Consider the following 12,140-nt stretch of genomic DNA (forward strand, 5'->3'; position numbering starts at 1 on the left):
CAGATGATCCACGACCGCTACCAACTGGCGTTCAAACTATACCCTTACGCACGCTCTTCGGATCAGGACGCAGCAAGCCCTGTCCGGCACCCGGTGGTCGTCATGGGCGGCGGCCCCATCGGCATCGCCACGGCGCTGGACCTTGGCCTTCAGGGCATCCCGGTCGTTGTGTGCGACGATCACGAGGGGATCGGGCAGGGCAGCCGTGCCATCTGTTTTGCCAAACGCAGCCTTGAGATCGCCGACCGCTATGGTGCTGGCAAACCTATGCTGGGCAAGGGCGTGGTTTGGAACCTCGGCAAGGTCTTTCACGATGACCGCAAGGTGTTCGAGTTCAACCTGCTGCCCGAGGACGGCCATAAATTCCCGGCTTTCATCAACCTGCAACAGCCCTATTTCGAACGCTTCCTTGTGGAACGCGTAAGGGAGGCGCAGGCGCAGGGTGCGCCCATCGAAATCCGCGGCAAGAACCGGGTCGACAATGTCACCGTGCATGACGACCATGCGGTGCTGGAGATCACCACACCCGAGGGGCCGTATACCGTCGAGGCAGACTGGCTGATCGGCTGTGATGGCGCCTCCAGCCCGCTGCGCAAGATGATGGGACTGGATTTCGAAGGTCGGGTATTCGAGGACAGCTTTCTCATCGCCGACATCAAGATGGTGAACGAGGAGTTCCCGACGGAACGCTGGTTCTGGTTCGAGCCGCACTTCAAATCCGGCGCCTCGACCCTCCTGCACAAGCAGCCCGATGGCGTCTGGCGAGTCGATTTCCAGATCGGCTGGCACGTGGATCGCAAGAAAGAACTGCAAGAGGAAAACGTCCGCGCACGGCTGGATGCGATGTTGCCGGGGGTCGAATACGAGATCGTCTGGACCTCGATCTATACCTTCCAATGCCGCCGGATGAAGAAATTCCGCCACGGGCGCGTGATTTTTGCCGGGGACGCGGCGCATCAGGTTTCGCCCTTTGGTGCACGCGGCGCGAATTCCGGGATGCAGGATGTGGACAACCTGGGCTGGAAGCTGGGGCTGGTGATCGGTGGCAAGGCTCCGGAGGCGCTGCTGGACAGCTATGATGCCGAACGCATCCATGGGGCCGATGAGAATATCCTGAATTCCACCCGCTCGACCGATTTCATCACCCCGAAATCCAAGATCAGCCATGTCTTCCGCAACGCGGTGCTGGATCTGGCCGAGCATTATGCCTTTGCCCGGCCTCTGGTAAACTCCGGTCGGCTGTCGGTGCCCTGCACATACGATGGCGGTCCCCTGAACGGCGAAGATGCGCTGCCCGGTGGACCGGCCCGGACGCGTCCCGGCAGCCCGTGCCCGGATGCCCCGGTGGCGGACGGTTTCCTGCTGGACCGGATTGGCGGTGACTTTGTGCTGCTGGCGATCGGGGCGGATGTTCCCGACAGCCTGCAAGAGGCTGGCTTGACCGTTCGTGGCCTGTCACTGAACGCTGAGGAGGGGCCTGAGGGGGCGTTGGCCGCGCGTTATCTGGGCGAGGCTGCAAGCGCGGTGTACCTGATCCGTCCGGATCAGCATGTTGTCGCCCGCTGGACCGGTTTTGATGAGGCCGCCGTGCGTTGCGCACTGCGCCACGCGATCGGAGTGGAGTGAGAGATGCCCGTGACCCTTGATCCCAATATCGTCGATGCCGACGGTTTCTATGCCCGGCTGATCGCGGCGCATGATGGCCTTTCGGATGAGGAAAGCGCGGCGCTGAATGCGCGGTTGATCCTGATCCTTGCCAATCAAGTGGGCGATGCCGAGGTGCTGGATGCGGCCATGAGCATGGCGAGAAATCCCGGCACGTGATCCTGCAATCCCGCATTCCCTACGACGTCGATGAGACACGGCCGTTGCCGGGCATCCGGCCCATGTCGCGCGACGATTGGCTATGGGTGGACGATGCCTATACCGGGCAGATGGCCGAGCGACGCAACCTGCTGTCGACGCGTCGCGCGGAGGTTCTGGCGCTTGATCTTGCGGCCTTGCCCGCAGCGCAGGAATTGCTTGAAGTTGCGTTGGAGCTGTTGCCGGACGGGCTTTTGCCAGAGGGTGAGGGCGTTCGCTGTGCCGATGGTGCATGGATCGCCACAGACAGGTCGGACCCGCTGGGCACCTTGGGGCGGATGTTCCAGCAGGATTTCTGCCTCATGGAAAAGCGCGGCGATCAGCACGTTCTGACGGGCGCGGTGTTGTGCTTTCCGGCCAGTTGGCGGCTGGATGAGAAATTCCTGCGTCCGCTGACGGGAATTCACGACCCCGTCGAAGACTATGATGCGGACATCGCCCGCCGTGTGCAGAGGCTGTTCGACGGCGTGCAGCCGGAGCGCCCGCTTTGGCGGTTCAACGCCTTGCCCTACGCTGATCCGGCCCTGCACCAACCACGGTCGGAACAGGCGCGCCGCGCCCCGGTGGGCGGCGAGGATGCGCCATTCCTGCGGTCAGAGCGGCAGTGCCTCGTGCGCCTGCCGCGGACAAGGGCGGTGGTCTTTTCGATCCACACCTTCGTGGTGGCGCGTCGCGATCAGGGGATGAAACGGTCGATCACATAGTGCATGTGGCCAGTCGAAGTCAGCACAACCAGCAGGCTGGTGACTGCTGCCATCTGGCTGACACGGCGCAGTCCCAAACCGCCCAGAAAGGCAAGCACGCCCGGTTTCGGTTTTGCTTCGAGGGGCTCTTGCAGTTTGGCGGGAATTTCGGGCTGGACGGGTTCCGGGTAGAGGGCATCGCAGATGTTCTGGGCGGCTTCGGCACTCTCGAATAGGGCATCCTCATCCGCGCTGCTCATCTGGTTGAAGCGGCGCGGGGAAACCAGAGCACGCAGCCGCAGAAAATCCTCCCGGTCGAGCAACACGTCCGGCGCATACCATTCAAGGATATCGGCAGAAGAGTGATTGAGCGCGGCGGCAACGGTTTCCGACAAAAGGCGCGCGGCGTCGTCTTCATCGGCGGCCATGCCGTCCACTGTGACGACTTCCAGCACAACCCGGGGTCCGAAATCGCTTTCCTCGTCGGGAATGACTGCAATGCCAAGGGTCTGGCCCATGACGCAGCCGCCGGTTTCCACCGTAGGGCTGTCCGGTTTGGCCCGTGGATCGAGGCGGGCAAGCACCTCTGCTGCAGTGGTTAGATATGGCGCGGGGTCAAGATCCTGCACGTCCGGCAGGATCAGACCAGCGTAAGGATAGTCAAATGTCATGTCACATTCCTCCGGCGGTTGTGTAGCCGCTGAAGGCAAGCTGCGCTGGAAAAATGTTTGCATTTGGGCGATTTCGCGAAAATACCGCGCAATCGCCCTCATTGTTTCCGTTCAGGAGGTCGAAATCCCCCTTAGCGGTGGATGCGCTCCGCCGCTGCTGCGATGGCCTGCTGATAGACCGTCGCCGCGTTCCATTCGTTCAGAACGCGGAAGTTATGCGTGCCGGGACCCCAGGGCTGACCCTTTTTCCAGCCTTTCTGGCGCAGGAAATTCGCGGTTGAGGCCAGCGCGTCAGATTGATTGTAGAAATCGACCCGACCGTCTCCATTGGCGTCGACGCCGTACTGCATCGCGTTTCCGGGCAGGAACTGGGTGTGGCCCAATTCGCCGTGGAAGGCGCCCTTTTGTCCGGGGGCCAGCATACCGCGATCCACCATCTTGAGCGCCGCGATGGCATGCGGGCGGAACAACTGCGGGCGGCGGCAGTCATAGGCAACCGTCAGGATCGAGTTGATTACAGGCTCTGTCCCCATGGTGCGGCCATAGCCGGTTTCCATGCCGTGAATGGACACGATGATGCCGGCGGGGACGCCGAACCGCTGTTCCAGCGAGTCGTAAAAGCCCTTGTTCTGGTTGATCCGTTTGCGCGCGCCATTTGCGAAGCTGTCCAGCGACCCAAGGCGGATCTTCACGAAGCGGTCAAAGCTGTATTTGACGCCCTTCTGGTTGCGGTCGGCGTTGATCGTCTTGGTCGAATACCGCGCGCCCATCAGCGCGTTGATCCCGCGATCACCGACTCCCGCAGCGCGGGCTTCCTTGGCGAATTCGCCTTTCCAGGCGTCAAAGCCGGATGCTGTGTTGCCACAACCCGCGGCAAAGGCGGGGGCGGCGGTCAGCAGGGCAAGGGCGAGTGCGGGCATGAGGCGGCGCATGAAAAAGACTCCCGAGTTTGATATACTTGACGCAGAGCGTAGCGGCAGCGCCAGAACGAGGAAAGGGGGAACTCGGCGCGACATGGCGCTGTCCCGGAACCCAGCAAGAGACCGCTTGCGAAGGGGCGGCAGCGCGACCCTCTATTGGATCATGATGTTGCTCGGTCGTTCACGCGTCGGTTGATGACTTAATTGTCACGGAGGCGGGGGTCCCAAGAACGGAAGCTGATGGGCCGGTATCAGCAGGCGTGCCTATTTCAAGCCGTTGAGTTTCAGGAGTTCTTCGGCAAAACGCCGTCGGCCGCCGCGCGCCGGTGAGCACCGTGTCCCCGGACGCACTGGCCAGCTTGGTCTCGGCATCGGAAAGCTACGGAGCGAGGAACGCCGCTCCGCCGATCAGCAGGAGGCCGACCGCAAATGTCAGGCCGAACATGGCAATCAGGCGGCCGGGGCCGGAGGCTTTGGTCCGGCCCAAAGTATCGCGTGACAGGTCGGATCCCGGGCCGGTGGACCCGGGCGTGTCCATCGACGGCATGCCCGCGGGCACGCTCCCGTTCTTGGCGTGTATCTTTGCGATCCGGTCTTCAAAGCTGGTGGCCATCTTCCTTGGTCCCTTGGAAATGCAGGCGGGTTTTGACCGCCGATAACGGGTTACGCGGGTTGGCTTCAGAGTGCTGAGCGCTTGGGACAATACCGTGGCAAGAGCGGGGCAATGCGATGGAACGTGACCATTGATTTTCCGCAAAAAGAAACGGGCGCCGCAGGGGCGCCCGTTCCACTGTCGATCCGAAAGGGATCAGCAGCTGTAGTACATCAGGAATTCGACCGGGTGCGGCGTGTGCTCGAACAGTTCGATCTCTTCCATTTTCAGGTCGATGTAGCCACCGATCTGGTCCTTGGTGAACACGTCACCGGCCAGCAGGAACTCGTGATCGGCCTTGAGCGCATCGATGGCTTCGCGCAGCGAGCCACAGACGGTCGGAATGCCTTCCAGCTCTTCCGGCGGCAGGTCGTAGAGGTTCTTGTCCATGGCGTCGCCGGGGTGGATCTTGTTCTTGATGCCGTCGAGGCCGGCCATCAGGAGTGCGGCGAAGCACAGGTAGGGGTTGGCGGACGGATCGGGGAAACGGGCCTCGACGCGCTTTGCCTTCGGGGATTCGGTCCACGGAATACGGACGCAGCCAGAGCGGTTGCGGGCCGAATACGCGCGCAGAACCGGGGCTTCGAAGCCGGGGATCAGACGCTTGTACGAGTTGGTGGACGGGTTGGTGAAAGCGTTCAGGGTCTTGGCGTGCTTCAGGATGCCGCCGATGAAGTAGAGCGCTTCCATCGACAGGTCAGCATACTGGTCGCCTGCGAAGAGCGGCTTGCCGTCCTTCCAGATCGACATGTTGCAGTGCATGCCGGTGCCGTTGTCGCCGTAGATCGGCTTGGGCATGAAGGTGGCCGACTTGCCGTAGGCCTGTGCCACGTTGTGGATGACGTACTTGTACTTCTGCAGTTCGTCTGCCTGCGTGGTCAGCGAACCGAAGATCAGGCCAAGCTCATGCTGGCAGGACGCCACTTCGTGGTGGTGCTTGTCGACCTTCATGCCGATGCGCTTCATGGTCGAGAGCATCTCGGAGCGGATGTCCTGACCGTCGTCGATCGGGTTGACCGGGAAATAGCCGCCTTTGACTCCCGGACGGTGGCCGGTGTTGCCGACTTCGTACTCTGTGTCGGTGTTCCACGAAGCGTCCAGTGCGTCGACTTCGTAGGAGACCTTGTTGATCGAGTTCGAAATGCGCACGTCGTCGAAGAGGAAGAATTCCGCTTCCGGACCCCAGTAGGAGACGTCACCGATACCCGAGGCCTTCAGGTAGGCTTCGGCCTTCTGGGCGGTGCCGCGCGGGTCGCGCTCATAGGGTTCGCCGGTGTCGGGCTCGACCACGGAGCAGTGGATGCAGAGCGTCTTTTCGGCGTAGAACGGGTCGATGTACACGCTTTCGGTGTCGGGCATCAGTTTCATGTCCGATGCTTCGATCGATTTCCAGCCTGCGATCGACGATCCGTCGAACATGAAGCCTTCGTCGAGGAAGTCTTCGTCGACCTGATCGGCCATCACGGTCACGTGCTGGAGTTTCCCGCGCGGATCGGTAAAGCGGATGTCAACGTAAGCGACGTCCTCTTCCTTCATAAGCGCCAGAACTGCGTCCTTGCTCATACTATTGTCCTTCTCTGTCAGGTATTACTTGTCTGCCGCCCGTGCGTTGGGGGCGGAGGCAGATTTGGATTACAGGGCGTCCGATCCGGTTTCGCCGGTGCGGATGCGGATGGCTTGCTCGACATGGCTGACGAAGATCTTGCCGTCGCCGATCTTGTCGGTCTTGGCCGCGCCGACGATGGCCTCGATGGCCGGGTCGACCTGATCGTCATCCAGAACGATTTCGATTTTCACCTTCGGCAGGAAGTCGACGACATATTCGGCACCGCGATACAGTTCCGTATGGCCTTTCTGACGGCCAAAGCCCTTCACTTCGACTACCGAGAGGCCCTGGATGCCCGCGTCCTGCAGGGCTTCCTTTACCTCGTCGAGCTTGAATGGCTTGATGATCGCTTCGATCTTTTTCATAGACCTCGCCTCTCCCTTGCGCTCTCTGTGGCCTTGGCAGATCACTTCTCCTTGTCGGCCACAATCGGATAGGCTGGACTCGGGAAGTTTGCCGCCTGCGAAATCTGACGTGCGATGATTTTTTACGCAAGTGGCATATTAAATGGGCAGTTTTGAATCGAGAGGAAAAATGACCGAACTCCTGACGTCGGCGCAGATGCGCAACATCGAACAGGCAGCGATTCAAAGCGGAAAGGTAACCGGGCTGGAACTGATGGATCACGCCGGCCGCGGTGTGGTCACGTCGATCTTCGAGGAGTGGCCGGAGCTTGAGGTGGCCGATGCGCCCACGGCCGTGGTTCTGTGTGGACCCGGAAACAACGGCGGTGACGGCTATGTCATTGCCCGGGAACTGCAGGCGAGGGGGTGGGGCGTTCGGCTCTGGGCCATGATGCCGCCGTCCGAAGCCAGCCCGGACGCGGTGGTCAGTGCCCGGTCATGGGGCGGGCAGGTCACGGACTGGGCCGAACTGAAGGACGGGCCGATTCCGGATCTGATCGTTGACGCCATTTTTGGAACCGGTCTGACCCGGTCGGTTCCGGAGGAGATCGCGGACATGTTTCGCCATCTGCGGGAGGATTGGCAGCGGCGCGCCGTAGGGGAGGGTAAAAGCCTGCACAGGGTGGCGGTGGACGTCCCGACGGGGCTGTCCTCTGACACCGGGCTGATCCTGCGGCCCGGGGAAGAGCCGCGCAAGGCGCTGTCCGAGGGGTGTCCGCCGTTCATGGACTGGGCCTTTGACGCTGATCTGACTGTCACGTTCCATGTCCCGAAACTTGGTCATTATCTGGACGTGGGGCCTGTGGAGGTGGGCAAGCTGCGGATCGTGCCCTTGCCCGGAGTTGTGCCCTGCGACAGCCCTTGGGAACTGCCGGTGTCGCAGGAGGGACATGTGCGGTTGGTGGCGCCGGAAATCTTCGGGCGTCCGCAAAACGCCGGGCAGTATTTCAACAGCGTGGGCAAGATCGGACAGCACAAATACGATCACGGTCACGCCCTGGTCCTGTCCGGTCCGCCGGGACGTGGCGGCGCGGCGCGGCTGGCGGCGCGCGGGGCGTTGCGTGTCGGGGCAGGGTTGGTCACCATCGGTTGTCCGATGCGGGGAATGGCGGAGCACGCCATGCACTTGAATGCGATCATGGTCCACGGACTTGACGGAACCCATGGCCTGTCAGAACTGCTGGAGGACAAGCGGATCAACGCGCTGTGCCTGGGTCCGGCTCTGGGTCTGGGGCCATCGACGGCCGATCTGGTGCTGGGTGCGCTGCAGGCCGGTCGTGGAACGGTTCTGGATGCCGACGCACTGTCACGCTTTCAGCGTCACCCTCAGGCCTTGTTCGGCGCGCTGCACGAAAACGTGGTGCTGACCCCGCATGGCGGAGAATTTGCACGCCTGTTCCCGGATATCATGGAAAAGCTGACTGCCTCCGAAGAAGGCGGCGCGCCTTTTTCCAAAGTCGATGCGGCGCGAGAGGCCGCCGCCCGCGCCGGGTGCACGGTGCTGTTCAAAGGAGCCGACACGGTGATCGCGGCCCCGGATGGGCAATGCAGCCTCAATGCCGCCGCCTATGACCGGCAGGTGCCTTGGCTGGCCACCGCCGGGGCAGGGGATGTGCTGGCCGGGATGATCACCGGACTTCTGGCGCGCGGGTTTAGCGCGTTCAAGGCCGCCGAGTTGGGCGCCTGGTTACATGTCGAGGCAGCGCGAGCCTTTGGCCCGGGCCTGATAGCCGAGGATTTGCCGGAAACCCTGCCGAGAGTGTTTCGCGAAATGGGCCTTTAGGCGGGAACGGGCGCGGCCGCGGCGAGCTCAAGCCCGTCGGCATAGAGGATCTGAGGTCCGTCGAAGACCAGTTCGACCAATGTCATCCGCTGCACGCCTTCCAGCGTGATGAAATTGCCGTCCACCAGCCGCGATATCGGGGCCAGCGCTTGCCGTGCGCCGAATAGGGTTTCCGCCCGCCAGTCCCGCACAAGAACCTCCTGCGCAGCGGGCAGGGTAATCACCCGATCCGGGCGCATATGGCCAAGCGAACCGGGACGGATCGATACCGTCGGCACACAGGCCGTGAAACTGCGGATGTGTCGCAACACGGCGGTTCCGCTGTTGCGCGTGATCACGCGGTCCCCGGGATTGAGAAACTCCACGGGCAGGATACCATCAAGGGTCATTACCTCGATTCCTGCCGGGAGAGCATTCAGTGGATCGCCATCAGTAACGTGGCGCGCGGGTTTCCCGTTCGCACCACGCGACGCCGCTTGATCGGTCATCGCGTCTTATCCTGTTTTGTACTGCCTCAGTTTTTTCACAGGATACGGCAAGATGAGGTTCATGTCGCGCAAAAATCCGGGCGATTTTATGACAAGTTTCCGCTCGCCTCCGCTCTTGCGCTTTGCTATGCAGCGCCTCGTTGCGGGTGTGGCGAAATTGGTAGACGCACCAGATTTAGGTTCTGGCGCCGCAAGGCGTGGGGGTTCAAGTCCCTCCACCCGCACCACATTGGAGCATCTCAGCAAAATACACGTCGGCTGCGCATCTATCGCAGTTGGACATTCCGATTGGCTGCGTCTGGCCCAGACGTGGTCGCAGGCCGGGCTGTCGTTTTTGCGGCGACCATCGCTCCGCCCAACGGAACGATGGTTAGGCTTCGATCAAACTTTCACCCCTCTTTTTCCGCCTTTGCGACGTTGGCCTTTACGGCCAGGAAACTGTCCGGCGTGACGGAAATCGTATCGATGCCGGCCTTGACCAGCAATCGGGCGAAATCGGGATCGTTGCTGGGCGCCTGGCCACAGAGGCCGATCTTGCGCCCGGCTTTACGCGCCTTGGCGATCGCGGTTTCGATCATCCAGAGCACCGCCGGATCGCGCTCGCTGAACAGCGGGGCCAAGGCTTCGGAATCCCGGTCTATTCCCAGCGTCAGCTGCGTCAGATCGTTGGATCCGATCGAGAACCCGTCGAACCGCTCTGCAAAGGCCTCGGCCTCGATGACGTTCGCGGGGATCTCGCACATCACGTAAACCTGCAGTCCGTTTTCACCCCTGCGCAGACCGTTCTCTGCCATCATCTCCAGGACGCGATCTGCCTCGCCCACCGTGCGACAGAACGGGATCATCACGATGACATTGTCAAAGCCCATCGTGGTGCGCAGGCGGTGAATGGCCTGGCATTCGAGGGCAAAGCCGTCTCTATAGGCGTCTGAATAATACCGCGAAGCGCCTCGAAAACCGATCATCGGGTTTTCCTCGGCGGGCTCGAACTGTCGCCCCCCCAGAAGCTCTGCATATTCGTTGGTCTTGAAGTCGCTCATCCGGACGATAGTGGGGTTCGGATACCAAGTGGCCGCGATCCGCGAGAGACCCATGGCGAGCGTCTCGACAAAATAGTCCGTCCGATCTGCATATCCCTTGGTCAGCCGGTCGATGGCCTCACGGTCCGAGTCCGAAGTCAGTTGGTCGTAACGCGTCAGCGCCAGCGGATGCACCTTGACCTCGTTGCTCACTACGAATTCCATCCGTGCAAGGCCAACGCCGTCGACCGGCAGGCGCCACCAATGCGCAGTTGCCGCCGGATTGGCCATGTTGAGCATCACCTTGGTCCGGGTCTGCGGGATCTGGTCCAGATGGGTTTCCTCGACAGACACCTCCGCCTTGCCAGCATAGATCGTGCCCTCGTCGCCCTCGGCGCAGGAAACGGTGATCAGCTGTCCGTCGTGCAGGATTTCCGTGGCATTGCCGGTGCCGACGATTGCCGGAACCCCGAGTTCGCGGCTGATGATTGCCGCATGTGAGGTGCGCCCTCCGTGATCCGTCACGATGGCGGCTGCGCGTTTCATGATCGGCACCCAATCCGGGTCCGTGGTCGAGGTGACAAGCACGGAGCCGTCAACAAACCGGTCAATATCGGCGGCGCTTTCGATCAGGCAAACTTCGCCCGTCGCCACCGCGCCGCCGACGCTGAGACCGTTGAGCAGTTTCTCACCTGTCGCGCCCAGCCTGTAGGTCTTGAAGGCCCCCACCTCGACCCGGGACTGCACCGTTTCGGGGCGCGCCTGAACGATGTACATCAGTCCGGTCTCACCGTCCTTTGCCCATTCCATGTCCATTGGCTGACCATAGTGCTGCTCGATCAGTGCGGCGGCGCGGGCAAGTTCGAGGATCTCATCGTCCGACAAAACGAATTTCGCGCGTTCCGCCCGAGAGGTCGGCACATTGCGCGTCGCCGCGTTTGTACCGGTGCCGTAGACCATCTTGATTTCCTTGGCGCCCAGCGACTTGTGCAAGATGGGCAGCAAGTCCTTGCGGCTGAGGAACGGTTTGTAGACCTGATATTCATCCGGGTCGACGGCGCCCTGAACCACGTTTTCACCCAGGCCCCAGGCCGCGTTGATCAGGACCAGATCCTCAAACCCGCTTTCCGTATCGAGCGAGAACATGACACCTGATCCGCCCACATCAGAGCGCACCATCAACTGCACGCCGATGGAGAGCGCCACCTGAAGATGGTCAAACCCCTTGAGTTGGCGATAGGTGATTGCCCGGTCAGTGAACAGCGACGCGAAGCAGCGCCTGCACGCGGCCAGCAGCGCCTCTTCGCCGCGCACGTTCAGGAATGTCTCTTGCTGACCCGCAAAGCTGGCGTCCGGCAGATCCTCGGCGGTTGCAGAGGAGCGGACGGCGACAGCAGGCTCGGATTGGCCAACGCGCTCTCCCAACTGCCGGTAGGCCTCGCGAATTTCGGTTTCGATTTCGATTGGCCAAGTTCCGTCAACGATATGGGCGCGCATTTCGCGACCTGCCTCGGCCAATGTCAGGCGATGAGTGTCGAGCCGTCCGAGAATATCGCGAAGCCTGTCGCCCAGATCGTTGGCTGCTATGTAGCGGCGATAGGCGGATGCTGTTGTTGCAAAGCCGGGCGGGACGCGTATCCCGCGTGCCGCAAGCGCCTGCAACATCTCGCCGAGCGAGGCGTTCTTGCCGCCCACTTTGGGCACGTCATCGCGCCTCAATTCCTCAAGCCAGATCAGGTCCCTTTGGTCTTCGTCCCGTTGCAGTTCCATGAATTCCTCCCCTGCGTGCAGAGGCAGGATAACCCAAAAAATCGGCCTGACGTTGATCGGGGTCAACGTCGCGAACGCGACGTGTGGCGATAGGGGCGGTCAGGTTGACCTGAGGTGTCACCCTGTCACAGCTTCCAGAATTCAGCGGGAATGACCGCGGTCGGTGCGCCCTCATCCTCCCCAAAATGCGGAGAGACAACCGGGACGTTTCCCTTGTCCGCTTTGATCCTTGTCATGGTGCGAAGCTTTGTCTCCTCCAACACTGTTCGCGGGGAGGGCCC

At 61.7% G+C, this 12,140-nt stretch carries 11 protein-coding genes and 1 tRNA gene; 5 read left to right on the forward strand and 7 right to left on the reverse strand.

The genetic code is table 11. The annotated features are described in order from the left end of the window. The first annotated feature begins 3 nt into the window (after positions 1-3). The 3 genes from ACTXGA_RS17550 to ACTXGA_RS17560 are packed head-to-tail and all read left to right on the forward strand — an operon-like array spanning position 4 to position 2,567. Entirely contained in the window at positions 4-1,626 is a 1,623-nt protein-coding gene (locus ACTXGA_RS17550) for an FAD-dependent oxidoreductase (RefSeq protein WP_443395906.1), read from the forward strand. Positions 1,627-1,629: 3 nt separating this feature from the next. Then, positions 1,630-1,824 (forward strand): DUF2783 domain-containing protein, encoded by a 195-nt coding sequence (locus ACTXGA_RS17555; RefSeq protein ID WP_443395907.1) that lies wholly within the window; start codon positions 1,630-1,632, stop codon positions 1,822-1,824. Beyond that, positions 1,821-2,567, forward strand: coding sequence for a heme-dependent oxidative N-demethylase family protein (locus ACTXGA_RS17560; protein WP_443395908.1), 747 nt, complete (start codon positions 1,821-1,823; stop codon positions 2,565-2,567). Before ACTXGA_RS17555 ends, ACTXGA_RS17560 begins: the two co-directional genes overlap by 4 nt. Here the strand turns inward: ACTXGA_RS17560 and ACTXGA_RS17565 are convergent. From ACTXGA_RS17565 to ACTXGA_RS17585, 5 genes are all read right to left on the reverse strand, one after another. Further along, the gene (locus ACTXGA_RS17565) at positions 2,540-3,217 is read right to left on the reverse strand and encodes a hypothetical protein (RefSeq protein WP_443395909.1); all 678 of its coding nucleotides are present in this window, start codon (positions 3,215-3,217) and stop codon (positions 2,540-2,542) included. The two genes, ACTXGA_RS17560 and ACTXGA_RS17565, sit on opposite strands and share 28 nt — an antisense overlap. A gap of 131 nt (positions 3,218-3,348) precedes the next feature. Then, positions 3,349-4,149, reverse strand: coding sequence for a lytic murein transglycosylase (locus ACTXGA_RS17570; RefSeq protein ID WP_443395910.1), 801 nt, complete (start codon positions 4,147-4,149; stop codon positions 3,349-3,351). Between the two features lie 367 nt (positions 4,150-4,516). Continuing rightward, positions 4,517-4,750 (reverse strand): hypothetical protein, encoded by a 234-nt coding sequence (locus tag ACTXGA_RS17575; RefSeq protein WP_443395911.1) that lies wholly within the window; start codon positions 4,748-4,750, stop codon positions 4,517-4,519. Between the two features lie 195 nt (positions 4,751-4,945). Next, positions 4,946-6,352: a type I glutamate--ammonia ligase gene (gene glnA, locus ACTXGA_RS17580; protein WP_443395912.1), complete on the reverse strand. Its 1,407-nt coding sequence runs from the start codon at positions 6,350-6,352 to the stop codon at positions 4,946-4,948. 69 nt (positions 6,353-6,421) lie between these two features. After that, positions 6,422-6,760, reverse strand: a complete 339-nt coding sequence (locus ACTXGA_RS17585; RefSeq protein WP_443395913.1) for a P-II family nitrogen regulator — start codon at positions 6,758-6,760, stop codon at positions 6,422-6,424. Between the two features lie 169 nt (positions 6,761-6,929). Between ACTXGA_RS17585 and ACTXGA_RS17590 the strand changes: the two genes are divergently transcribed. After that, on the forward strand, positions 6,930-8,582 hold the full coding sequence (locus ACTXGA_RS17590; protein WP_443395914.1) for an NAD(P)H-hydrate dehydratase: 1,653 nt from the start codon (positions 6,930-6,932) through the stop codon (positions 8,580-8,582). On the opposite strand, the gene ACTXGA_RS17595 is transcribed toward ACTXGA_RS17590, so the two are convergent. After that, the gene (locus tag ACTXGA_RS17595) at positions 8,579-9,070 is read right to left on the reverse strand and encodes a Hint domain-containing protein (RefSeq protein WP_443395915.1); all 492 of its coding nucleotides are present in this window, start codon (positions 9,068-9,070) and stop codon (positions 8,579-8,581) included. The two genes, ACTXGA_RS17590 and ACTXGA_RS17595, sit on opposite strands and share 4 nt — an antisense overlap. A 142-nt stretch (positions 9,071-9,212) precedes the next feature. Here ACTXGA_RS17595 and ACTXGA_RS17600 point away from each other — a divergent pair. Continuing rightward, positions 9,213-9,297: transfer RNA gene (locus ACTXGA_RS17600), tRNA-Leu, on the forward strand. A 162-nt stretch (positions 9,298-9,459) separates the two neighbouring features. Here ACTXGA_RS17600 and ppsA read toward each other — a convergent pair. Next, on the reverse strand, positions 9,460-11,859 hold the full coding sequence (gene ppsA, locus ACTXGA_RS17605; protein WP_443395916.1) for a phosphoenolpyruvate synthase: 2,400 nt from the start codon (positions 11,857-11,859) through the stop codon (positions 9,460-9,462). Positions 11,860-12,140: the final 281 nt, after the last annotated feature.

The sequence above is a fragment of the Antarctobacter jejuensis genome, from assembly GCF_052266595.1.
Lineage (GTDB): Bacteria > Pseudomonadota > Alphaproteobacteria > Rhodobacterales > Rhodobacteraceae > Antarctobacter > Antarctobacter jejuensis.